This window comes from Neisseria sp. DTU_2020_1000833_1_SI_GRL_NUU_006, from assembly GCA_032388755.1.
In the GTDB taxonomy this organism is placed as follows: Bacteria; Pseudomonadota; Gammaproteobacteria; order Burkholderiales; family Neisseriaceae; genus Neisseria; species Neisseria sicca_C.
In genome coordinates this window covers 1,462,306-1,484,209 of sequence record CP135593.1, presented here as the reverse complement: position 1 = coordinate 1,484,209, position 21,904 = coordinate 1,462,306, and the positions used below count along the sequence as shown (strand labels likewise).

The following is a 21,904-nucleotide window of genomic DNA, read 5'->3' as shown; positions in this document are numbered from 1 at the left end:
AATCCCGCTTGTTTGGAGGTAGAAATGTTTATAACATGAGAGCGCATTTAGCAGACAAATTCCTCTATTTAGGAGATATTTATTTATGAAATCAAAAGTATTACTGGCTGTTGCCGCTGCATTATCCCTTGGTGCATGCGTTGCACCCGACATGGATTATGATTTCGAACGTGGTTCCCGCCACGAGCATCGCCATGAACGCCGTTACGACAATCGTGATGATAATTACGACCGTAATGAGATGCGCCGTGAAGAGCGACGTTACGAAGAAAACCGTCGCACATCAGAGTCCCGCCGTTTGCGCACATTCTCTTGTGAGAATGGATTGTCTGTTGATGTCCGCAATTTGAATAACGATCAGTTGGAATTGCGTCTTGACGACAAACGCGCTGTATTGTCATCAGATGTTTCCGGTTCCGGCTCGCGCTACACTTCCAACCGCGGCCTGTTCGGCAAAGGTGCGGAATGGCATGAGAAAAACGGTGAAGCATTCTTCAGCTTTACCGATCCGTACGGCAACCGTGTAGAAACTTCCTGTCGCGTGCGCTAAACATCAAATATCCTGCTAAAGGTCGTCTGAGAGCTGGACTGCCCCCCAAATCTTGGATACCCGATAAAAGCCCTATTCAGGTGCTCTGTGCAAGCCGGGTTCTGTATGCGACGGGACTCGGCTTTTTCAATTTCAAACTGCAACGCTCCCGGTTGTAGTAGTCTATATAATCGTCTCTCTGTTTCATCAACCGTGCCGCTTTTTTGCGGTTCCAACCCAATGCTTATGCCGTTCGTAGATTTCGGCGATAAGGGCTTTGTCGGCTTCATCGGGGTCGGGCCGGTCTTGGTGATGGCAGTAAAAGCTGCTTTTGGGCAGGTTTGCGATGTGCAGCAGGTATTTGAGCGGGCGTTGCGCCCTCAGTGTTTGGACGGTTTGGCTTTGTCCTTTGCGGTCCGCTTTTGGCTGAGGGCTTTTAACTCCTTTAGGTAGGCGACCTCTGCGCGCATATAGCACAACTCTTCGATAAGCTCTGCCTGCGTTTTTTCTTGGTCGGGTTTATCTGCGATGAAGGGGTTTTTGCGGTGTTGGGGCATGGTTTTGGATTGGGGATGTTCGAGTGCGCCGATACCGCCTTCTTGATAGGCGCGTATCCATCGTCTCAGGTGGGTTCGGGAAATGCCGTAATGATCTGCGGTACGCTGTCGGCTGCGTATGTGCAGGTAGTGGAGTACGGCTTGGTATTTGAAGTGTAATGTATATTTGGTCATAAAAAAACTGCACCTTGTGAGTTGGAGGGGATGTCCAACTTTGGGGGTGCAGTTCAGTTTTTCAGACGACCTTTGTTTACTTTAAAAATTCAAGTAATTAGTTTGCCATTTGTTTTGCCTGAACCGCTGTCAGGGCGATGGTGAAGACGATGTCTTCTACCAATGCGCCGCGGGAGAGGTCGTTGACCGGTTTGCGCAAACCTTGCAACAGAGGGCCGACGCTCAGGACGTTGGCGCTGCGTTGTACGGCTTTGTAGGTGCAGTTGCCGGTGTTGAGGTTTGGGAAAATCAGGACGGTTGCCTGACCGGCGACGGTGCTTTCAGGGGCTTTGGTTTTGCCGATTTCAGGCACGGTAGCCGCATCGTATTGCAGCGGGCCGTCGATTTCCAAGTCCGGGCGTTTTTCTTTTGCCAGTTTGGTGGCTTCAATCACGGCATCGACATCAGGGCCGCTGCCTGAGTTGATGGTGGAGTAGGAAATCATGGCGACTTTAGGCGGGATACCGAAGGCTTTGGCGGTATCGGCGGATTGGATGGCGATATCGGCAAGCTGTTCGGGCGTCGGGTTCGGGTTGACCGCGCAATCGCCGAAGACGAGGACTTGGTTGGGCAGCAGCATGAAGAATACGCTGGACACGAGGCTGGCGCCCGGTGCGGTTTTAATCAGCTGCAAGGCGGGGCGGATAGTGTTGGCAGTCGTATGAACGGCACCGGATACCAAGCCGTCCACGTCGTTTTGCGCCATCATCATGGTGCCGAGGACGACGGTGTCTTGTAGTTGTTTGCGGGCATCTTCAGGCGTCAGGCCTTTGGATTTGCGCAATTCGCACATCGGCTCGACGTATTGTTCGACCAATGCAGCGGGATCGACGATTTCCAAAGAGTCAGGCAGGCTGATGCCGCGTTCTTTGGCAACGGCTTCAACTTCTTCTCGTTTGGCAAGCAAGACGCAGCGGGCAATGCCTTTTTCGTGGCAGATGGCGGCTGCGGCGACGGTACGCGGTTCTGCACCTTCAGGCAGGACGATGCGCATATCGGCTTTGCGGGCAAAATCAATCAGGTTGTAACGGAATTGGGCGGGAGAAAGGCGGGATGCTTCGCGTTTTGCCAACGCAGATACGTCTTTGAGCGCGCTGCTTGAGCCGTAGAATGTCAGTCCGGTCAGGCGGGCGACTTCTTCGCCCACGGATGCTGCCGCGCCTTCAATGATGAAGCCTTCCAAGAGGCCCGGTGCGTTGGTGTAAAGCTGTTTGGCAAGGTTGATTCGGTGTGCCGCTTCGGCTGCATCGGCACTATCAGATTGCAATGCCAAGACTACGCCTGCATCCAAAGACAATGCCAGCTCGACGTTTTTGCCGGACAGGAAGAGTTTGTCCGCTTCGGGGGCGATACCTTCGATAACGAGTTTGTCGGTATTGAGTGCGACGGCTTTGCCGACCACAGCGTCAAACCAGTCGTCGCTTTTGCCTTGCGCCAACAGGGTTTCGGCGGATGCGTCGAGCGGTTGGAAAACTTGCGCGCCCAAAGCTTGGGCAAAGGCTTTGCTTGCTGCTGCCACGTCCAAACCGGCGGATACCGGAGCGACCAATAATTTAGCCATGATATGTGTCCTTTCTATTTGGAGGTTGTCCGTCTTGGAGGTTGTCCGTCGCCGCCGTGATGCGGATGTAACGGCAATGGCTTAATACTAACAAACAAATTGCGTTTCCAACAAGGTTAAATGTTAATGGATTGAGCGAAAATGCAATGGATTTTTAAGGGGCTGATACTGTCTGTGCGAAATACAGAAAAGGTCGTCTGAAAAAACCTTTGATGGGGTTTTCAGACGACCTCTTGTGCGGTTGGGTTGTCAGCCTTTGAACACGGGGACGAGTTCGAGCTGGCTCAATACCTGCGCGGCGATGTTGATGACACCGAAGAGGAAAACCCAAACCATCAGCCCGAATCCGCCGTAAATCTTGTAGTTTTTGCCTGCGCCGAATTTTTGGCGCGAACGGTAGAGCAGCATGGCGGGGATGATGCCGGTCCAAATGGTTGCCGCCAGACCGACGTAGCCGATGGCGGTAACGAAGCCTGTTGGATACAACAGACAGAAAATCAGGGGCGGCAGGAAGGTAAGGGCGGCGGTTTTGGTACGGCCGGACACGCTGTCGTTCCATTTGAAGATGTCGGCGATGTAGTCAAAGAGGCCGAGCGTTACGCCGAGGAAGGAAGTGGCAATCGCCATGTAGGAGAAGAGGGTCAACACTTTGTCCATGCTGCCGGTTTGGGCGAATTTGGACAGGGTTTCGATGAGGACGGAGACTTGTCCTTCGGCGGCAATCACGGGGGCGAACTCGTTGCGCGGCAAGTTGCCTTGGATGGCGATTTGCCACAGGACGTAAATCACGAGCGCGACCAGCGTGCCCGCCCAGATGGATTTTGCCACTTTGGGCGCATCGCCTTTAAAGTATTTGAGCAGGCTGGAGACGTTGCCGTGGAAGCCGAAGGAGGCGAGGCAGACGGGCAGGGCGGCGGAGATGTAAATCCAGTAGCTCGTGCCTGCGGGGGCTTGGGTGTCGAAGAGGACGGGCAGTTTGGCATCGGCAATCAGCCCGCCGGTCGCCCAGATGAAAGTCAGCACCATGCCGCCGATGAGGATGGAGGTGAAACGGTCCACCAATCGTGCTGATGCCCACACGCAAAAGGCGAGGATGCCGAAGAAGACGAGTTGCCCGACGGTGAGCGAAACATCGCTACCCACTGCGCTGCCCAGCCCTTTGGCAGTTAAGTCGCCACCAACGAAGATGTAGGCGTAGGTGAGCAGGTATAAAACGAAGGCGACAGCGATGCCGTTGATGGCGTTCCAAGTCGGGCCGAGCAGGTCTTTGACCATGGTGTCGAAGCTGGCGCCGTGCGGATAGTGGGTGTTGACTTCAAGGATCATCAGGCCGCTGGAGAGCATGGAAAACCAAGTGTAAAGCAACACAATCAGCGAGCCTGTGAACCAGACGCCGGAGGTGGCGGTCGGGTTGGCAAGCATGCCTGCGCCGATGACTGTACCGGCGATAATCATGGCGCCGCCGAATAGCGACGGGGTTTTGACGGACATGGAATTCTCCTCGGAAAAACAGTCCGCCATTATGCCGTAAAGTGTAAGGATTGGTAAGGAGGTCGTCTGAAAATTGCGGGGAAATGGCAGACAGCAGGAGGATTTTCGGACGGGGAGGCGGCGTGTGGATGAGAGCGGTTTAATTTTTTGAAAGATAGGGAGAAACGGCGGTTTCTCCTTTTTTATTTGGTTGGGGTGAAAAAGGGTTTTCAGACGACCTTTTGCTTGAAAATGCCGAATTTACATATTTATACGACATTTTATGGCTAATTTTTCTCTAATTTTGACTTCCTAGAATGCGCAACCCTTACAGAGGCCGCATCCGCAACAGGGTGCGGTAACAAAAAAACAGACGACACATCAAGCAGAAAGGAAGCCGCATGAGCCAATCATACGAAGTCATTTTTGAAAACAACCGCAAATGGCAGGAAACGAAGAGGCAGCAATGCCCCGATTACTTCAAAGACCTCGCCGACGGACAAAATCCCGAATACCTCTACATCGGCTGCTCCGACAGCCGCGTCGCGGCGGAAGAGCTGATGGGGTTTGAGCCGGGCGACGTGTTCGTGCACCGCAACGTTGCCAACCTTGTTCACGGTTTGGACATGAATGCCGCCTCCGCCATCGAATACGCCGTCTCGCATCTGAAAGTCAAACACATCATCATCTGCGGCCACTACAACTGCGGCGGCATCAAAGCGGCGATGCTGCCCGAAGATTTTGGCACGATGAATCCGTGGTTGAGCAATATCCGTGACGTGTACCGCCTGCATCAGGAAGAACTGGACTGGACGCAATCGAAGACGAACACCTGCGCTACGACCGCCTGGTCGAATTGAACGTGCAGGAGCAGTGTCTCAACGTCATCAAAATGGCGTGCGTGCAGGAACGCTACCTGCTCGACGGCTACCCGATTGTTCACGGCTGGGTCTTCGACCTGCGTACCGGCCGCCTCATCGATTTGAACATCGACTTCAAAAACATTCTCGCCGACATTCAAAAAATCTACGACCTCACCGATTCCGAATGGGTGGTCAACGCGCGCAAGAAAGCGGGTTGACGGTTCGGAGGTCGTCTGAAAAGCAGTTTGAACAAGCGTCCTGATTTTTCAGACGACCTTGATTTGCCCCAATCCTCTCAAATACAAAAACATACACACATCAGGAGTACCCCCTCACCATGAAACCCCATCAGAAAAAACAAGCTTTGGGCAGCCTGTTTAAGTCCAATTTCGCTTCCGGACTGGTCGTCTTCCTCGTCGCCCTGCCGTTGTGCCTCGGCATCGCGCTCGCTTCCGGTGCGCCGCCGTTGTCCGGCGTGTTGGCGGGCATCGTCGGCGGTATCGTTATCGGTTCGCTCAGCACTTCGCACATCAGCGTTTCCGGCCCCGCCGCAGGCTTGGCGGCGATTATCCTTGCCGCGATTACCGAACTCGGTTCGTTCGAGCTGTTCCTGTGTGCGGGCTTAATCGCCGGGGCCATCCAGCTTTTGCTCGGCTTCATCCGCGCCGGCAGCCTTGCCGAATACATCCCCGTGTCTGTTATTGAAGGCATGTTGGCGGGCATCGGCGTGATTATCATCATGAAACAGATTCCGTTTGCCTTGGGCAGCAGCGGCAGCCTCGCCGACCCCGCCGCCCTGTTCGCCGACATCCACACAGGCTCCCTTTTGGTAGCGGGCGTGTCGATGGCGATCCTAATCGTATGGGACAAAATCCCCGCGCTGAAAAACATCAAAGCCCTGCCCGCCGCGCTGGTTGCCGTGGGCGCGGGGATACTGATGAACCAATGGTTTGTCGCCAGCGGCAGCAGCCTTGCCATTCCCGCCGGACAACTCGTACAACTGCCCGTTCCCGATACATGGCGCGAAGCCGCAGCTATGCTCACGCTGCCCAACTTTTCAGGTTTCGGCAACAGCTACGTCTGGATGACCGGCATCACCATCGCCATCGTCGCCTCGATTGAAACCCTGCTCTGCATCGAAGCCGCCGACCGCCTCGATACCCACCGCCGTATCACCGACACCAACCGCGAATTGCGCGCGCAGGGCGCAGGCAACATCGTCAGCTCGCTCATCGGCGGCCTGCCCATCACCTCCGTCGTCGTGCGCTCGTCCGCCAACGCCAATGCAGGCGCGACGCACAAACTGTCTGCCGTTATCCACGGCGTCTTGTTGTTGGTGTGCGTTTTGGCGATTCCCTTTATCCTCAACATGATCCCCCTGTCCACCCTCGCCGCCGTTTTGCTGCTGGTGGGCTACAAACTGGCGAAACCCGCCACTCTCCTGCATTTCTGGCATAAAGGGCTGTACCAGTTCATCCCCTTTGCCGCCACCCTCGTCGCCGTCGTCGCGCTCGACCTGCTCAAAGGCGTCGGCATCGGGCTCGCCATCAGCATTATCTTCATCCTTCAGGGCAACATGAAACGCGCCTACTACCTCAGCCGCGAAGAACTCGCCGAAGCCGACGAAATCAGTTTGGAACTGGCGGAAGAAGTCTCGTTCCTGAACAAAGCCGCCATCAAGAAAACCCTGAAAAACATCCGTCCGGGTTCGAAAGTAACCATCAACGCCGAACGCTCGTCCTACATCGCCGGCGACGTATTGGAACTGATTGAAGACTTCGCCAACGTCTTCGCTAAAGAAAACGACATAGACGTTATACTCAAAGGCTTCAAATCTGACTACGACCACGAAGGCCGTGACCACCACAGCCATGTGCGGGTAGGGCATAGCGCGAGTATTTAGAAGTCGGGTTGGAATGAGTAGGAGAAGAGAAAGGTCGTCTGAAAAACCTGTTTTGGAGGATTTTCAGACGACCTTTTTGTATTCTGATACTTTAAATCCATTATCGCCTCAATACGACACTAAAAAGCAGTAACGGCGGCATTCAGTAATCTGCCCCCTCTCCCGTTTGGCGGGAGAGGGTTGGGGAGAGGGTGGCTCTTTGCCCTTTATTGCCGTATATCCGCAAGCCACCCCCATCCTAGCCTTCCCCCGCCGGACGGGGAAGGGATCAGGTTGCCGTAACTGAAAGAGGTCGTCTGAAAAACCTATCTCAAGTTTTTCAGACGACCTCTTTGTATTCTGATACTTTAAATCCATTATCGCTTCAATACGATAGGATTCGCGGGCAAAGCCCACGCTACGCCGTCGAAAGCACCCGAAATTGGGGAAACCCTTAGCGGAAGTTGTTGTGTTGGTTTGTGGGATAACTGTAGCGTGGGCTTTGCCCATGAGAATTCGCTTCCTCTCCCGTCTGGCGGGAGAGGGTTGGGGAGAGGGTGGCTCTTGCCCTTTATTCCGTATATCCTCCACCCCGCCACACCATCCTAACTTTCCCCCTCCAGACGGGGAAGGGATCAGGTTGCTGTAACTGAAAAAGGTCGTCTGAAAACCTTATCTCAAGTTTTCAGACGACCTTGCGTTTTTGACGGATTTGACGACGGTAATTTAGAACGTAACTGCTTCAGCCAAAATTTTACCCGCCAAGTCTTTGGGCGACAGGTTGGGTTCGCTTTGCAGCGGCCATTCGATGCCGACTGTCGGGTCGTTCCAAATCAGCGAATGTTCGGCTTTCGGGTTGTAATAATCCGTGCATTTGTAAACGAATTCGGCTTCATCGCTCAAAACGTAAAAGCCGTGAGCGAAACCTTCGGGTACCCAAAGCTGGCGTTTGTTTTCTGCCGACAGGATTTCGCCAGCCCATTTGCCGAAAGTCGGCGAGTCTTTACGCATATCGACGGCAACGTCAAACACTTCGCCGACGACGACGCGCACGAGTTTGCCTTGTGTGTTTTCGGTTTGGTAATGCAGGCCGCGCAATACGCCTTTGCCTGATTTGGAATGGTTTTCCTGTACGAAGGTGCGGTCGCAGACGTTGGCCTTAAACCATTCGTCGCGGAAGGTTTCCATGAAGAAACCTCGCGCGTCGCCGAAGACTTGGGGTTCTAAAAGTTTGACGTCGGGTAGGGTGGTATCGATGATTTTCATGAAGTATTCTCAAAGTATGGGACAGGTCGTCTGAAAACGGACGGAATGTTACAAACAAGCCATTTCGTTTGCCATTTGCTGTTCTAAGGTTTCGCGTCGGCGGATAAGCCGGTATTCGTTGCAGTCCACCAAGACTTCCGCCGCCCGGTTGCGCGTGTTGTAATTGCTTGCCATGCTGGCGCCGTATGCGCCTGCGCTGCGGATAACCAGCAAATCGCCTTCTTCGCAGGCAAGGGTGCGGTCTTTGCCGAGGAAGTCGCCGGTTTCGCAAATCGGGCCGACGATGTCGGCGGTCAGCGGCGGAATATTTTTGGGTTCTACCGCTTCGATATGGTGATAGGCGTCATACAGGGCGGGGCGCATGAGGTCGTTCATGGCGGCATCGACCATGACGAAGTTTTTCTCTTCGCCGTGTTTGACGAACTCGACGCGCGCGAGCAGCGAACCTGCGTTGCCGACCAGGCTGCGGCCGGGTTCGAGGATGAGTTTCAGACGACGTGTGCCGATCAGTTTTTGAACCGCTTGGGCATACGCGCCCAAATCGGGGACGGTTTCGTCTTGATAAACGATGCCGACGCCGCCGCCTAAGTCTAAGTGTTCCAAAACGATGCCTTCGGCGGCAAGTGCGTCAACCAAAATCAAGATGCGCCCGCAGGCTTCGATAAGCGGGCTGAGGTCGGTCAGTTGCGAACCGATGTGGCAGTCGATGCCGATGATTTTGAGGTGGCTTTGGCGGGCTGCATGGCGGTAGGCTTCGAGCGCGTCGGCGTAGGCGATGCCGAATTTGTTGGCTTTCAGGCCTGTGGAGATGTAGGGATGGGTTTTGGCATCGACATCGGGGTTGACGCGCAGGGAGACGGGGGCGGTTTTGCCCAAGCGTTCGGCAACCTTTTGAATGCGGTCTATTTCGGGGATGCTTTCCATATTGAAGCATTTCACGCCCGCATGAAGCGCGAACTCGATTTCAGCCTCGCTTTTGCCCACGCCTGAAAATATGGTTTTCGCCGCGTCGCCGCCCGCCGCCAAAACGCGCGCCAGTTCGCCGCCGGAGACGATGTCGAAGCCGCTGCCCAGCGAGGCGAAGTGTTTGATGATGCTCAGATTACCGTTGGCCTTGACGGCGTAGCAGACGAGCGGGGAAAGCGCGGCAAACGCGGTTTGGTAGTTTTCAAATGCTTCGGTTAGCGCGGATTGGCTGTACACATAAAGCGGTGTGCCGAATTCTTCGGCAAGGCGGGAATAGGGAACTTGTTCGCAATGCAGGGTCATGTTGGTGAGGCTTAATCGTTGGTTTGATTGGTAGGTTCTTTGGAAGAATGGATTTTCAGGCCGGTTTGGACCACGCCGAAACGCGCCTTGTCGCCTTCTTTGGGCAGATATAGGTCGCCTTTGTAACCGCAGGCTGAAAGCAGGAGGGTGGTTGCCGCTGCAAAAAATACGCCGTATTTCATCGGTAAACTTCCTTCATAAGCGCGAATGTGGCAAGATTCGGTATCTTAAACAAAAAACACACAAAAAGCCATGATGACCGAAAGCGAATTCATCCGCATGAGCGAAGAATTGTTCGAACACATCGAAGACCAAATCGACGAAAACGGCTGGGATTTCGACTGCCAGTTTGCCGGAAACGTCCTGACCATCGAAGCGGCGGACGGCACGCAAATCATCGTCAACCGCCACACGCCAAACCAAGAATTGTGGATTGCCGCAAAAAGCGGCGGCTATCATTTCGCCGAGCAAAACGGCAAATGGCTGGCAACGCGCGACGGACGGGATTTCTACGATGTTTTGAACGAAGCACTGAGCGCGGCTTCGGGCGAAGCGATTGAGATTGCCGAATTGTAATCGGAATCAGAAGCCCCTCCCACCCCCAAATCATTCATTCAAAAGGATAACCCAATGCCCCTGTTAGACAGTTTCAAAGTCGACCACACCCGTATGCACGCCCCCGCCGTGCGTGTGGCGAAAACCATGACCACGCCCAAAGGCGACACCATTACCGTATTCGACCTGCGCTTTTGCGTTCCCAACAAAGAAATCCTGTCCGAAAAAGGCATCCATACGCTGGAGCATTTGTTCGCAGGCTTTATGCGCGACCACTTGAACGGCAACGGCGTCGAAATCATCGACATTTCCCCGATGGGCTGCCGCACCGGTTTCTACATGAGCCTCATCGGAACGCCCGACGAGCAGCAGGTCGCCGATGCATGGCTCGCTTCGATGCAGGATGTGGTTAATGTCAAAGACCAAAGCAAAATCCCCGAGTTGAACGAATACCAATGTGGCACCTATCTGATGCACTCGCTTGCCGAAGCGCAGGAAATCGCGCAAAACGTCCTGACGCGCAAAGTGGCGGTGAATAAAAACGAAGAGCTGACGCTGGATGAAAGTTTGTTGAACGCTTAAACGATATGCTTGAAAAAAGGTCGTCTGAAAACGGGAAACCGGATTTCAGACGACCTTTAGGTTTGGGGGTGTGATATTCCGCTGTCGGTTTGTTTAAGCAGAAAAATATATTTCAAAACTAAAAAATAAGAGAACAAGATAAATACGGGAAGTTCTTATAAGGTTATTCTACAATACACCTTTTATTCGTTGCGTAAGGTCGTCTGAAATGACGGATTTGTCGAAAGGTCTGATTGCGGCGGCATTGTCCAATATTTTGTTTGTCGTGCTGTTTCTATACGGAATTTGGATGAAGCCGATGACGGGGACGGAAGTCTTCGCTTGGCGTATGGTGGCGATGCTGGCGGCTTTGTTCGTCCTGATGGGGATGGTGGGCGGCTGGCAGGCGGCAGACAGATTTATACGCGGCGTCGGCCGGGATTGGAAACGCTGGCTGTTGATTTTCCTGCCCACCCCTGTTTTTGCGAGCCAGTTGTGGCTGTTTGTCTGGTCGCCCGTCAACGGGGAGGGCGTGAATGTGGCGATGGGCTATTTTCTGTTTCCGCTGGCTATGATGTTGTGCGGGCGGATTTGGTTTAAAGAACGCCTCAACCGCCTGCAAACGGCGGCTGTCATGCTGGCGTGTGCCGGCGTGGCGTGGGAATGGCTGCGGATGGGTGCGTTTTCGTGGGCGACGGTGTGGGTGTTCGGCACTTATCCTGTGTATTACCTGCTGCGGCGAAGGTTGGGCGTGCCGCCTTTGGTCGGGCTGACGCTGGATTTGATGTTGATTGCGCCGTGCGCGCTGGTGTATATCGTATTTTTTACGGATACGTTAGGTTTGATTGCCGATATGCCGGTATTGGCGGGTTTTGTGGTATTGCTGGGGATAAACAGCGCGGTAGCCATGCATTTGAACCTGAAGGCAAATCAATTATTGCCGGTCGCTGTCTTCGGCATGATGAGTTATTTGGAGCCTGTTTTGCTGTTTGCCGTATCGGTAACGTTTTTGGGCGAACCTTTGCAGCCCGGGGCTTTAATCAGCTATGGTTTGATTTGGTCGGGGTTGTGCATGATGATGGCAAACGGGTGGATCAAGGCAAGACAGAAAGCGGTTGATAAAAGATAAAGGACAATAAAAGGTCGTCTGAAAACTTGGAAACGGGTTTCAGACGACCTTTTTATTTTTAAATCAAGATGGAGGATTACCAGTTTTGTACGATTTGGGTTGCTTCGTTCAGCCGCTCTACCGTTCCGACATCCAACCAAAGGCCGTTGTGTTTTTGCGCGTCAACCTTTCCTTCGTTCATTGCTTGGCGCAGGAGGGGGGCGAGTTTGGCCGGCTGGTGCGGCGGTGTATCGCGGAAGAGTTCGGGACGGTAAACACCTACGCCGCTGAAAGTCAAGGCTTCGCCTGCTGATTTGTCTGAAGAGACTAAGCCGTTGGCAAGCAGGGCGAAGTCTCCGTCGGGATTGTGCGGCGGGTTGTCAACCAGCCATAGGCAGGCGAGTTTGTCTGAATGGGGCAATGCTTCGGCGGCCTGTCGGGCTTTGGAAAAGTCGATGTCGGTCAGCACGTCGCCATTGACAACGAGGAATGGTGCGTCGCCAAGCAGGGGCAGGGCAGTGGCAATGCCGCCTGCGGTTTCCAAGCCGCCTGCTTTTTCAGGGGAATAGGCGATGCGTACGCCGTATTGCGAGCCGTCGCCGAGCGTGGTTTCGATTTGTTCGCCGAGCCAGGCGTGATTGATGACGATTTCGGTAAGGCCTGCGGTTTTCAGACGACGTAAGTGCCAGCCGATTAAGGGTTCGCTGCCGACTTGCAGCAGGGGTTTGGGGGTATGGTCGGTCAGCGGGCGCATCCGTTCGCCGCGTCCTGCGGCAAGTATCATTGCTTTCATGGGGGAGATGGATAAGTTTGGATAATGAAATGATGGGCAGTCTGTCGGAATTGGGGAGGCTGATTCAAGGTCGTCTGAAAATGAAATCTGATGGTTTCAGACGACCTTGCGAGCTTGGGGAGCTTTATTCCAAAGATTTGAATTGCCGTCGGAAATATAATAAAGCCGGAGGATGTGTGCCGGAATTTTTGATTTCGTTGATTTCAACGTAAAAGATAAAATGCGTCCCGATTTCGTGTTGTGAAACGATACGTCCATGCAGATGCGCCAGTGCGTCTTCGACTTCAAGTTGCCCGGTTTTGCCCCTGTTCCAAATATGGTAGGCAAAGCGTTCTTCAGGGGAAAGCCCGGTCAGGCCGGCAAAGTGTTCTGCGATGTCCTGTTGGCTTTCGGACAGGGTATTGATGCACAAGTCGCGGTTGGTCTGAAGAATCGGAATAATTGCCGCCTTGCGGTTGATGCAGAGCATAATGGTCGGCGGTTCGTCGGTAACGGGGGTAACGGCAGTCATGGTAATACCGTAACGGCCGGATTCTCCATCGGTCGTGATGACGTGTACGCCTGCGGCGCAGGATGCCATGGCATCCCTGAACGGATGCTTGAGTGTGTGTGCCGAATCTGTCATTCGTCGTGCTTTTTATTTCAGGTGCTGTTCGATTTTCGACAGCGCCGTCAGCAGCTCTTTGAGTTCGAGCATTTTTTCTTTGGAAAGCACTTGCTCAATGGCATCGTAACGTTCGTCCACTTGCGCGCCGATGGATTCGAAAAGTTTTTCTCCTTCGTTTGTCAGCTTCAAATAGACGCGGCGTTGGTCGTTGGACGGCTTCAGACGCACGACGAGGCCTGCTTTTTCCAAGCGGGTCAAAATGCCGGTCAGGCTGGGGCGCAGGATGCATGCTTGATTGGCAAGGTCTTGAAAGTCCAATGTGCCGTTTTCGGCAAGCAGGCGGATGATGCGCCATTGCTGGTCGGTGATATTGGCTTGGTTCAGAATAGGACGGAATTGGGTCATCAATGCTTCCCGCGCTTGAATCAGGCCGATGTTAATAGACGCATGTTTGGATTGGTTGGGCATGAGGGGTCTCCGTTGTTACCGATAAACAAACCTTTGAAGCGTGGAGGCAGATTTATAAAGGCTGTATTGTCATTATAAGAGCCCTGTGAAAGCGGCGGATGCGTGGGAGCAAAGTATCAAACCAAAAATCAGATAACATTCCGTAAGTTTGTTTTGATAGTAATGTTCCGTATTTTCTTATGTTTGTATATTAGTCTATTTTTGACATAACCTCAACAAAATCATCAGTTGCGCTGGCAAGGGGCGGTTTATTTTTTCAATAAACGAATATTTACTTCGCAGGGTCATGTACTGCGCAGGATTTGAGTTCTTTATATATTAAAGGATTTAACAGGATAGCATTAATAGAACAGATCCGATATGAAAATTCTGGTGCGCAATCCCCAATAAGTGTTGATTCCTGAGGTAAAGTGAACCATTTTTCCGTTTTTAATCAAGATAATGCTCGGGGTAACGGAAACTTTCCATTTTTGCGCCAAGCGTCCGTCGTTGTCGTTGACTGTAGGAAAGTCAAGATGTTTTTCTGACATATAGGTACGGATATGCTCATCCGCACCGGAGTGCAGGGCAATACCTACAACAGGAATGCCGTCTTCGGCAAGCCGGGAAACGGTAGGCGAGGTATAGGCGCAAATATGGCACCAGTCTCCCCATACATAAAGGACGGCGATACGGTTTGCACTAAGTAAGGCAGGTGTCAGCGTTTCTCCTGAAAGCAGGTGCAGCGGTTCGGACGACATTTGCACGGGCGGTTCGGGTTTGCGCCACCAATCAGCAACGGCCGATAAGAAGGCGAAAATGACTATTGCCTGTAAAAAGGATAAGGAGAGTGATTTGATGCGTGATGGCAGGCGTTTCATTTTTGAGGGATGAGGAGAGGAAAAAAGGGGATGATACTTTGTTTTGATGCAATATTTCATAAAATTACCTAATGGGTCGTCTGAAAAAACGGATGATGGGAAAGGTATAACTGGATTGATAAAACATTAATTACATCAAACTACATTTTTGATATAATTCGGGTCGCAAACCTTTATCCAACCGTAACAGAGGAAAAACCATGGGCATTAAAGTCGCCATTAACGGATATGGCCGCATCGGCCGCCAAGTATTACGCGCCATCTACGATTACAACCTGCAAGACCAACTTGAAGTCGTCGCCGTCAACGCCAGCGGCAGCCTCGAAACCAACGCCCATCTGACCAAATTCGATACCGTTCACGGCCGCTTTAATGCCGACATTTCCCACGATGCGACCCACCTCATCATCAACGGCCGCAAAATCCCATTCTTCTCCACCCGCAACCCTGCCGAACTGCCCTGGCGCGACTTGGGCGTGGAATTGGTGATGGAATGCACCGGCTCGTTCACCGGCAAATCCAAAGCCAATGCCCATCTCGAAAGCGGCGCGAAAAAAGTGCTGATTTCCGCACCGGGCGAGGCTGATGTTGACGCGACCATCGTTTACGGTGTGAACGACGACATCATCACCGACGATATGACCGTCATCTCCAATGCTTCCTGCACCACCAACTGCCTTGCCCCCGTCGCCAAAGTATTGAGCGAAAACATCGGCATCGTCAAAGGTGCGATGACCACCATTCACGCCCTGACCAACGACCAAACCGTGACCGACGTGCGCCACAAAGACTTGCGCCGCGCCCGCAGCGGCGTGGAAAACATGATTCCGACCAAAACCGGCGCGGCGAAAGCCGTCGGTTTGGTCTTGCCCGAGCTGAAAGGCAAGCTCGACGGCCTCGCCATCCGCGTGCCGACCGTCAATGTTTCATTGGTGGACTTGAGCTTCCAAGCCGCGCGCGATACGAGTGTCGAAGAAATCAATGCACTGATGAAGGCCGCCTCAGAAGAAGGTCGTCTGAAAGGCGTTTTGGGCTACAATACACTGCCGCTGGTGTCTATGGACTTTAACCACACCACCCAAGCCAGTACCTTTGACGCAACGTTGACCAAAGTAACCGACGGCAACATGGTTAAAGTGTTCGCCTGGTACGACAACGAGTGGGGCTTCAGCTGCCAAATGCTGAACACTGCCCGTCGTATGTTCGGTTTGGAAGTGCGCCCGTTTGAATAAAACGGATTGTCGAAGATGCCAAAAGGTCGTCTGAAAACCATGATTGGATTTTCAGACGACCTTTTTTATTTATCTGCTTGTTTTCGTTCCGGATTGAGCCAATGCCATTGCTCGCGCAATGTTTGTTCCAATGCTTTTTGTTTTTCTTTGGGATTGTTCAGTCCGTGGGTAATACGGTTGTAGTCGAGTGTAACGGACGGATTAGCGACATTGCCCCGTATTTTGATCGGTATGGGTTTGGCGGAAGGATTGAGTGTGTTACGGATAAGTAGGTTCTCGGATAGTTCTTGCGTATTCAGATCGGTGTAGCCGTTGCTGACTATGTGCAAATGTTCGGAAAACAATTCGGTATTGATGTGGTGGCTGATGCCCTTGTCTATTTCGCTATTGAGGGTAAAACGGTGGAAAGGGGTTTGAACATGCTCGCCGCTGGATTGTTGTGCGGAAATACCGTTTTTGAGGATGTTATTTATATCTATACCTTTCCATGCCCCATCCAAAATATTGAGGGTCAGCATCCCTTGTAGGGATTGGATGAGTTGCTTGCGATTGTCGCCACGTGCCGTCAAATCGATGACGGCATCTCCGTTGCCGCTGAAGCTGTGGAAACCGAACAAATCTTGCAACAATGGTCGGATTTGTACGTTTTGGGCATCTTGTTGGAGATGGTAGGTAGGCGGAGTTGTGTTTGCCATACTGATACCGCCTTCTGTCTGACCACCGTAGAGACCCGCTTTAAAATGGCTTAGGGTGATATGTTCTTTGTCGGCATTCAGCAGGGTTTCGATATTGTCCAGTTGCAGGCCGGGTATTTGGATATTGCCGATTTTGATACTGGCATCAATTCTTGGGATTGGGCCGTTGTTGAGGATTGCAGGGTAGCCTGATCCGGAGTTTGCCTGTATATCATCCCAATAGGGGAGCAATGAGAGTTTTTGCAGGGCAATCCCGGCTTCCAAAAGAGGAGATTCTCCTTCCGTTGGTTGATATTTGAAGACAAGAGCAAGGGGCTGGCGGTCGAATGTACCTTTGAAATCCCCTTGCCAGTTTTCTTTGCCGTTCCAGTTAAATGAGCCGGTTAATTGGCTGATAAAGCGAGGATTGGGTAGGCGGTTGACCGTATCCTGCAATGTGGTCAGATTGATTGAAGATGATTGCAATCCTTTGTTTTGCTGCCACAGCAGAGGGCCTGTCAGGGTTAAATTGGTCTGATGGACGGCATTTTTGTGGCTGGCGTTGAATTCAAAGTTATCCAATGTGGCAATGCTGGTGCGGATGCCTGCTTTGTCTAGTTTGAACGATCCGTTCCATTGGCTTTCCGGCTTGCCTGCTGTAAATGCACCATTGAGCGATGGGATATTCAATACGTTGTTTTTAAAGGATAAACGGGGAATTTGCGCGGTCAGGTGAAAATTTTGGGCGGGATTATCCGTGCGTATGCTGAGATTATCTGCTTTTAGTGAGTCGTTTTCAGACGACCATGTCCATGTACCGCTTCCATCAACGGACAGTTTGCTTTCTTTTTCAGCAACAGATGCTTCCCAAAGTAGATTGGGAATGCGCCAACCGTTTTCAGAGGCATTGAGCACGCCGCTACCCTGCCATTGGATGGGTTGATTTGAGCGGCGCAGGCTGCCGTTGATTTTGAAGGGACGGCCGTCAGCCCCGTTGTTGCGGATGTTTAGATAAAAATTGTCGATAATATGTGTTTGCCCTGCGATGTTCATATGCAGAGAGCTGTTTTCTATAATCAAACGGTTTAAAGAGGTAGGGTGGGAAGGATGTAACAGGTCTTGCAGGTTCCATTTTCCGTCCTCGGTGCGCGATAACACGGCATCTGCACCTGTAATAACCCATTTTTCGATGACCGGGTGATCGTTCCACAGGCTGCTCCAGCCCAAACCGATATGGGTCTCTTTGATATGTAAGGCAGTTTGGTTGCTTTGAGGTTGGGTAATGGTAACGTTTTTTAGGGTAACGGTAGGACGTGGAAACCAGCTTCGGCGGATGTCGCTGCTGAAGCGGATATTCCGTCCTGTTGTGCTGAAGGTGTTTTGAATAGAAGCTTCGATTCGTTCGAGCGGAAATAGAGTATAAACCGATGCATACAGGGCGGCTGCGGTACAAACAAGCAATATGACCGCAGTTACGACTGTTTTCAGCCAAAATTTTCCTGAATTTAGCAGAGGATTTTTCATGCGTAAAGGCAATAAGGTAACATGGCTGAAAGTATAACACATGACATTTGGGATAATGCGGATAGGGGATTAAGGGTAAATGTAAGGTGTGAGTGGTAGGCCTTGTAGCGGGCAGGTCGTCTGAAAGCGGTAGTATGCTAATATTGTCGTCTGTTTCAGGAGATATATGATGATTATTGTGATGGGTAAGAATGCTTCTCAGGAGTCGGTAGAGGGAGTAATCGGTTTTATCCGTAATAAGGGCTTGAAAGAGCATGTCTCTCGGGGGGAAGAGCGGACGATTATCGGTGCGGTTGGTGATGAGCGGGTGTTCCGTCCGAATGAATTGGAACGTTTGCCCGATGTGGAACGCGTCGTCCGGGTATTGAACGACTGGAAAATTATCAGCCGAGAGGCAGACGAAGAAGACGGCAGGATTGTTATACGGGGTGTGATATTCGGCGGAGTGAAGCGGTTGGATATTACTGCCGATACGGATAGGGCGGAAGAGGCGGATGCAGTATTTGTCGATCCGTTTTACCTTCCTGCACGCCCTTATGAAAAAGTGGACGAGCAGCGTGAAAACTTACGGGTTCGGGCGATTGTTCGGGAAATTTCTGATTTGCAGAAAACAGGCAAGCCCGTCATTGTCCGCATCCGTGATGTTCGCCAGATAGATGAGGCCTTGTCTGCCGGTGCGGATATTTTGTATTTGGGCGGCAGTATGATGACCAATCGGACGCTTTTGGATGAGGTAGGTCGTCTGAATACGCCGGTAGTGTTGTGTAAAGACAAGCATCATCGTGTTGATGATTGGTTGGTGGCGGCAGAACATATCGCTTTGCGCGGCAACAGCCACATTATGCTCGGTGAAGCCGGGACGCTCAGTTTTGAGCCGGAACATGCCTACCGTTTGGATGTCGATGCCATCGTTCGGGTCAGGAAAGTGTGTCGTCTTCCGGTTATCGCCAATATTACCCGTCTGTGGCACAACGATATGCCTCAGGAAATATTGTATCGTTTGGCAGCGGCAGCAGGTGTGAACGGGATTATCAGCGGGTAGGAGATATATCCGGCAGTAGGGGATATGGTGATTGACTTGAAAACAAAAAACAGAACAGCGAAAACTGTTCTGTTTTTTGTTTTCAGACGACCTCACGGATTTAGCCTCTGAGGGGTCGTCTGAAACTGTTTTACCTACCTGTTAAACATTCACGGTCTCGGCTACTTCGTTGTAGCTGTCGATTTCGTTGAAGTTCATGTAGCGGTAAATTTTTTCACCTTGCTCGTTAATGATGTCGATATTGGCGCGATATTCTTCAACGGTCGGGATTTTGCCCAGTTTGGAGCAAATCGCCGCCAACTCTGCTGAGCCGAGGTAAACGAAGGTGTTTTTACCCAAGCGGTTCGGGAAGTTACGAGTCGAAGTGGACATGACGGTTGCGCCTTCGTGTACTCGTGCTTGGTTACCCATACACAATGAACAGCCCGGCATTTCCATACGTGCGCCTGCACGGCCAAATACGCCGTAGTGGCCTTCGTCGGACAACTCTTTCGCGTCCATTTTTGTTGGAGGCGCAACCCACAGGCGTACAGGGATGTCGCTGTTGTCTTCCAAGAGTTTGGAAGCGGCGCGGAAGTGGCCGATGTTGGTCATGCACGAACCGATGAACACTTCGTCGATTTTGGTGCCGGAGCGTTCGGACATGAAGCATACGTCGTCGGGGTCATTCGGGCAGGCAATAATCGGCTCTTTGATGTCGTCCATGTTGATTTCAATCACGGCGGCGTATTCGGCGTCTTTATCCGCTTCGAGCAGCTCCGGATTTGCCAGCCATTTTTCCATGGCTTTGATGCGGCGTTCCAAAGTACGGGAGTCTTGATAGCCGTTGGCAATCATGTTTTTCATCAGCACTACGTTGGATTTCATGTACTCGATAATCGGCTCTTTATTAAGCTTCACGGTACAGCCGGCGGCGGAGCGTTCGGCGGATGCGTCGGTCAATTCAAAAGCTTGTTCCACTTTCAAATCAGGCAGGCCTTCGATTTCAAGGATACGGCCGGAGAAGATGTTTTTCTTACCGGCTTTTGCAACAGTGAGCAAGCCTTGTTTAATCGCGTAAAGCGGAATGGCGTTCACCAAGTCGCGCAGGGTTACGCCGGGTTGCAGCCTGCCGCTGAAGCGTACCAATACGGACTCTGGCATATCGAGCGGCATCACGCCGGTGGCTGCTGCGAAAGCCACCAATCCGGAACCTGCGGGGAAGGAAATACCGATGGGGAAACGGGTGTGGCTGTCGCCGCCGGTGCCGACGGTATCAGGCAGCAGCAGACGGTTGAGCCATGAGTGGATAATGCCGTCGCCCGGACGCAGAGATACGCCGCCACGGGTGGAAATAAAGGCGGGCAGTTCTTTATGGGTTCTGACATCGACAGGTTTCGGATAAGCGGCAGTGTGACAGAAAGACTGCATCACCATATCGGCGGAGAAGCCCAAACAAGCCAAGTCTTTCAACTCGTCGCGGGTCATCGGGCCGGTAGTGTCTTGCGAGCCGACCGTCGTCATGCGCGGCTCGCAGTAAGTACCCGGGCGTACGCCTTGTCCTTCGGGCAGACCGCATGCACGACCGACTATTTTTTGTGCCAGAGTAAAGCCCGCGTTGCTTTCGGCAGGTGCTTGTGGCAGACGGAATTCGGTGGAAGCAGGCAGTTTCAAGGCTTCGCGTGCTTTGGCAGTCAGACCGCGGCCGATAATCAGATTGATACGGCCGCCGGCTTGTACTTCGTCCAGCAATACTTGTGATTTCAATTCAAACTCGGCAACGGTTTCGCCGTTTTTCACGATTTTGCCTTCATAAGGCAGGATATCGACGACATCGCCCATTTTCAGCGCGGAAACATCGACTTCAATCGGCAGCGCGCCGGAGTCTTCTTGAGTATTGAAGAAAATCGGCGCGATTTTGCCGCCCAAGCATACGCCGCCGAAACGTTTGTTCGGTACGAACGGAATGTCTTCGCCGGTATGCCAAATGACGGAGTTGGTGGCGGATTTGCGTGAAGAACCGGTACCGACCACGTCGCCGACATAGGCAACGGGATGACCTTTGGCTTTGAGTTCTTCCAACAATTTAATCGGACCGACTTCGCCCGGTTTGTCGGGCGTGATGCCGTCGCGCGGGTTTTTCAGCATCGCCAGCGCGTGCAGCGGAATGTCGGGACGGCTCCACGCGTCAGGCGCGGGAGAAAGGTCGTCTGTATTGGTTTCGCCGTCAACTTTGAAGACGGTAACGGTGATTTTTTCGGGAACTTTGGCGCGTGAGGTGAACCATTCGGCATCTGCCCAAGATTGCAAAACTTCCTGCGCGTATTTGTTGCCTTTCTCGGCTTTTTCCTGAACGTCGTGGAAAGAATCGAACATCAGAAGCGTATGTTTCAAACCTTTGGCGGCAATGGGCGCGAGTTTGTCGTCGTCTAAAAGTTCGATTAAGGCGTGAATATTGTAACCGCCGAGCATCGTACCTAAGAGTTCGGTCGCATATTCGGGGGGAATCAGAGGGCTGGATGCGCTGCCTTCGGCAACGGCAGCCAGGAATGAGGCTTTGACTTTGGCGGCATCGTCCACACCGGGCGGCACACGGTGGGCGAGCAGTTGAACCAAGAACCCGCCTTCGCCTGCGGGCGGGTTTTTCAGCAGCTCAACCAGATCGGCGGTTTGCTGCGCGTTCAAAGGGAGGGGCGGGATACCGAGGGCAGCGCGCTCGGAGGCGGCTTTGCGATAGGCTTCTAACATCTCTTTGTTCCTTTTTTCTGTTTTTTCTTCTGACCGTTGCAAATGATTTGTAATCAAAGAATTGTAAATAATTCTTTTCGTTATCATAGACCAGTTTGGCAAAAATTGGAATATTTATGTTATCGGCTGTAATAGATGCTTGC

The 21,904-nt window shown here is 52.3% G+C and carries 21 protein-coding genes; 9 read left to right on the top strand and 12 right to left on the bottom strand.

Annotated features, from left to right (window positions below; translation table 11 throughout):
- Positions 1 to 85: 85 nt before the first annotated feature.
- The gene (locus RSJ68_07195; protein ID WNU96249.1) at positions 86 to 550 is read left to right on the top strand and encodes an MliC family protein; all 465 of its coding nucleotides are present in this window, start codon (positions 86 to 88) and stop codon (positions 548 to 550) included.
- Between the two features lie 359 nt (positions 551 to 909).
- Here RSJ68_07195 and RSJ68_07190 read toward each other — a convergent pair whose 3' ends face one another.
- The 3 genes from RSJ68_07190 to RSJ68_07180 form a co-directional block, all read right to left on the bottom strand.
- Positions 910 to 1,260 (bottom strand): helix-turn-helix domain-containing protein, encoded by a 351-nt coding sequence (locus RSJ68_07190; protein WNU96248.1) that lies wholly within the window; start codon positions 1,258 to 1,260, stop codon positions 910 to 912.
- 97 nt (positions 1,261 to 1,357) lie between these two features.
- The gene (pta, locus tag RSJ68_07185) at positions 1,358 to 2,860 is read right to left on the bottom strand and encodes a phosphate acetyltransferase (protein ID WNU96247.1); all 1,503 of its coding nucleotides are present in this window, start codon (positions 2,858 to 2,860) and stop codon (positions 1,358 to 1,360) included.
- A 249-nt stretch (positions 2,861 to 3,109) separates the two neighbouring features.
- Positions 3,110 to 4,351 carry an aromatic amino acid transporter gene (locus RSJ68_07180; protein WNU96246.1) on the bottom strand — a complete coding sequence of 414 codons (1,242 nt, stop codon included), beginning with the start codon at positions 4,349 to 4,351 and terminating at the stop codon, positions 3,110 to 3,112.
- A 380-nt stretch (positions 4,352 to 4,731) separates the two neighbouring features.
- Here RSJ68_07180 and RSJ68_07175 point away from each other — a divergent pair, with 380 nt between their 5' ends.
- From RSJ68_07175 to RSJ68_07165, 3 genes are all read left to right on the top strand, one after another.
- Entirely contained in the window at positions 4,732 to 5,190 is a 459-nt protein-coding gene (locus RSJ68_07175) for a carbonic anhydrase (GenBank protein WNU96245.1), read from the top strand.
- A gap of 2 nt (positions 5,191 to 5,192) precedes the next feature.
- Complete coding sequence (locus RSJ68_07170; GenBank protein ID WNU96244.1) at positions 5,193 to 5,411, top strand: hypothetical protein; 219 nt, start codon at positions 5,193 to 5,195, stop codon at positions 5,409 to 5,411.
- A gap of 119 nt (positions 5,412 to 5,530) precedes the next feature.
- Positions 5,531 to 7,096, top strand: coding sequence for a SulP family inorganic anion transporter (locus RSJ68_07165; protein WNU96243.1), 1,566 nt, complete (start codon positions 5,531 to 5,533; stop codon positions 7,094 to 7,096).
- Between the two features lie 705 nt (positions 7,097 to 7,801).
- Here the strand turns inward: RSJ68_07165 and rfbC are convergent.
- The 3 genes from rfbC to RSJ68_07150 are packed head-to-tail and all read right to left on the bottom strand — an operon-like array spanning position 7,802 to position 9,792.
- Positions 7,802 to 8,341: a dTDP-4-dehydrorhamnose 3,5-epimerase gene (gene rfbC / locus RSJ68_07160; GenBank protein WNU96242.1), complete on the bottom strand. Its 540-nt coding sequence runs from the start codon at positions 8,339 to 8,341 to the stop codon at positions 7,802 to 7,804.
- Positions 8,342 to 8,389: 48 nt separating this feature from the next.
- The gene (gene lysA, locus RSJ68_07155) at positions 8,390 to 9,610 is read right to left on the bottom strand and encodes a diaminopimelate decarboxylase (protein ID WNU96241.1); all 1,221 of its coding nucleotides are present in this window, start codon (positions 9,608 to 9,610) and stop codon (positions 8,390 to 8,392) included.
- Between the two features lie 11 nt (positions 9,611 to 9,621).
- Positions 9,622 to 9,792, bottom strand: coding sequence for a lipoprotein (locus RSJ68_07150; GenBank protein WNU96240.1), 171 nt, complete (start codon positions 9,790 to 9,792; stop codon positions 9,622 to 9,624).
- Between the two features lie 70 nt (positions 9,793 to 9,862).
- Here RSJ68_07150 and cyaY point away from each other — a divergent pair, with 70 nt between their 5' ends.
- The 3 genes from cyaY to rarD all read left to right on the top strand — a co-directional run bounded on the left by cyaY (position 9,863) and on the right by rarD (position 11,855).
- Positions 9,863 to 10,186: an iron donor protein CyaY gene (gene cyaY / locus RSJ68_07145; protein ID WNU96239.1), complete on the top strand. Its 324-nt coding sequence runs from the start codon at positions 9,863 to 9,865 to the stop codon at positions 10,184 to 10,186.
- 54 nt (positions 10,187 to 10,240) lie between these two features.
- On the top strand, positions 10,241 to 10,747 hold the full coding sequence (gene luxS, locus RSJ68_07140; protein WNU96238.1) for an S-ribosylhomocysteine lyase: 507 nt from the start codon (positions 10,241 to 10,243) through the stop codon (positions 10,745 to 10,747).
- 208 nt (positions 10,748 to 10,955) lie between these two features.
- Positions 10,956 to 11,855: an EamA family transporter RarD gene (rarD, locus tag RSJ68_07135; GenBank protein ID WNU96237.1), complete on the top strand. Its 900-nt coding sequence runs from the start codon at positions 10,956 to 10,958 to the stop codon at positions 11,853 to 11,855.
- A gap of 76 nt (positions 11,856 to 11,931) precedes the next feature.
- On the opposite strand, the gene RSJ68_07130 is transcribed toward rarD, so the two are convergent.
- From RSJ68_07130 to RSJ68_07115, 4 genes are all read right to left on the bottom strand, one after another.
- Positions 11,932 to 12,627, bottom strand: a complete 696-nt coding sequence (locus RSJ68_07130; GenBank protein WNU96236.1) for a nucleotidyltransferase family protein — start codon at positions 12,625 to 12,627, stop codon at positions 11,932 to 11,934.
- Positions 12,628 to 12,751: 124 nt separating this feature from the next.
- Complete coding sequence (hpaC, locus tag RSJ68_07125; GenBank protein WNU96235.1) at positions 12,752 to 13,252, bottom strand: 4-hydroxyphenylacetate 3-monooxygenase, reductase component; 501 nt, start codon at positions 13,250 to 13,252, stop codon at positions 12,752 to 12,754.
- Positions 13,253 to 13,264: 12 nt separating this feature from the next.
- Positions 13,265 to 13,702: a homoprotocatechuate degradation operon regulator HpaR gene (hpaR, locus tag RSJ68_07120; GenBank protein WNU96234.1), complete on the bottom strand. Its 438-nt coding sequence runs from the start codon at positions 13,700 to 13,702 to the stop codon at positions 13,265 to 13,267.
- A gap of 341 nt (positions 13,703 to 14,043) precedes the next feature.
- Positions 14,044 to 14,562 carry a protein disulfide oxidoreductase gene (locus RSJ68_07115; protein ID WNU96233.1) on the bottom strand — a complete coding sequence of 173 codons (519 nt, stop codon included), beginning with the start codon at positions 14,560 to 14,562 and terminating at the stop codon, positions 14,044 to 14,046.
- A 200-nt stretch (positions 14,563 to 14,762) separates the two neighbouring features.
- On the opposite strand from RSJ68_07115, the gene gap reads away from it, so the two are divergent.
- Positions 14,763 to 15,794 carry a type I glyceraldehyde-3-phosphate dehydrogenase gene (gene gap / locus RSJ68_07110; GenBank protein ID WNU96232.1) on the top strand — a complete coding sequence of 344 codons (1,032 nt, stop codon included), beginning with the start codon at positions 14,763 to 14,765 and terminating at the stop codon, positions 15,792 to 15,794.
- A 65-nt stretch (positions 15,795 to 15,859) separates the two neighbouring features.
- Here gap and RSJ68_07105 read toward each other — a convergent pair whose 3' ends face one another.
- Positions 15,860 to 17,992 (bottom strand): AsmA family protein, encoded by a 2,133-nt coding sequence (locus RSJ68_07105; GenBank protein WNU98370.1) that lies wholly within the window; start codon positions 17,990 to 17,992, stop codon positions 15,860 to 15,862.
- A 169-nt stretch (positions 17,993 to 18,161) separates the two neighbouring features.
- Here RSJ68_07105 and RSJ68_07100 point away from each other — a divergent pair, with 169 nt between their 5' ends.
- Positions 18,162 to 19,034, top strand: a complete 873-nt coding sequence (locus RSJ68_07100) for a chorismate mutase (protein ID WNU98369.1) — start codon at positions 18,162 to 18,164, stop codon at positions 19,032 to 19,034.
- Between the two features lie 141 nt (positions 19,035 to 19,175).
- On the opposite strand, the gene acnB is transcribed toward RSJ68_07100, so the two are convergent.
- On the bottom strand, positions 19,176 to 21,761 hold the full coding sequence (gene acnB, locus RSJ68_07095; protein WNU96231.1) for a bifunctional aconitate hydratase 2/2-methylisocitrate dehydratase: 2,586 nt from the start codon (positions 21,759 to 21,761) through the stop codon (positions 19,176 to 19,178).
- Positions 21,762 to 21,904: the final 143 nt, after the last annotated feature.

Bases quoted from the DNA above. Each gene is read 5' to 3' on its own strand.
- RSJ68_07195 (WNU96249.1), top strand. From the start codon at position 86: ATGAAATCAAAAGTATTACTGGCTGTTGCCGCTGCATTATCCCTTGGT.
- RSJ68_07190 (WNU96248.1), bottom strand. From the start codon at position 1,260: ATGACCAAATATACATTACACTTCAAATACCAAGCCGTACTCCACTAC.
- pta (WNU96247.1), bottom strand. From the start codon at position 2,860: ATGGCTAAATTATTGGTCGCTCCGGTATCCGCCGGTTTGGACGTGGCA.
- RSJ68_07180 (WNU96246.1), bottom strand. From the start codon at position 4,351: ATGTCCGTCAAAACCCCGTCGCTATTCGGCGGCGCCATGATTATCGCC.
- RSJ68_07175 (WNU96245.1), top strand. From the start codon at position 4,732: ATGAGCCAATCATACGAAGTCATTTTTGAAAACAACCGCAAATGGCAG.
- RSJ68_07165 (WNU96243.1), top strand. From the start codon at position 5,531: ATGAAACCCCATCAGAAAAAACAAGCTTTGGGCAGCCTGTTTAAGTCC.
- rfbC (WNU96242.1), bottom strand. From the start codon at position 8,341: ATGAAAATCATCGATACCACCCTACCCGACGTCAAACTTTTAGAACCC.
- lysA (WNU96241.1), bottom strand. From the start codon at position 9,610: ATGACCCTGCATTGCGAACAAGTTCCCTATTCCCGCCTTGCCGAAGAA.
- RSJ68_07150 (WNU96240.1), bottom strand. From the start codon at position 9,792: ATGAAATACGGCGTATTTTTTGCAGCGGCAACCACCCTCCTGCTTTCA.
- cyaY (WNU96239.1), top strand. From the start codon at position 9,863: ATGATGACCGAAAGCGAATTCATCCGCATGAGCGAAGAATTGTTCGAA.
- luxS (WNU96238.1), top strand. From the start codon at position 10,241: ATGCCCCTGTTAGACAGTTTCAAAGTCGACCACACCCGTATGCACGCC.
- rarD (WNU96237.1), top strand. From the start codon at position 10,956: ATGACGGATTTGTCGAAAGGTCTGATTGCGGCGGCATTGTCCAATATT.
- RSJ68_07130 (WNU96236.1), bottom strand. From the start codon at position 12,627: ATGAAAGCAATGATACTTGCCGCAGGACGCGGCGAACGGATGCGCCCG.
- hpaC (WNU96235.1), bottom strand. From the start codon at position 13,252: ATGACAGATTCGGCACACACACTCAAGCATCCGTTCAGGGATGCCATG.
- hpaR (WNU96234.1), bottom strand. From the start codon at position 13,702: ATGCCCAACCAATCCAAACATGCGTCTATTAACATCGGCCTGATTCAA.
- RSJ68_07115 (WNU96233.1), bottom strand. From the start codon at position 14,562: ATGAAACGCCTGCCATCACGCATCAAATCACTCTCCTTATCCTTTTTA.
- gap (WNU96232.1), top strand. From the start codon at position 14,763: ATGGGCATTAAAGTCGCCATTAACGGATATGGCCGCATCGGCCGCCAA.
- RSJ68_07105 (WNU98370.1), bottom strand. From the start codon at position 17,992: ATGAAAAATCCTCTGCTAAATTCAGGAAAATTTTGGCTGAAAACAGTC.
- RSJ68_07100 (WNU98369.1), top strand. From the start codon at position 18,162: ATGATTATTGTGATGGGTAAGAATGCTTCTCAGGAGTCGGTAGAGGGA.
- acnB (WNU96231.1), bottom strand. From the start codon at position 21,761: ATGTTAGAAGCCTATCGCAAAGCCGCCTCCGAGCGCGCTGCCCTCGGT.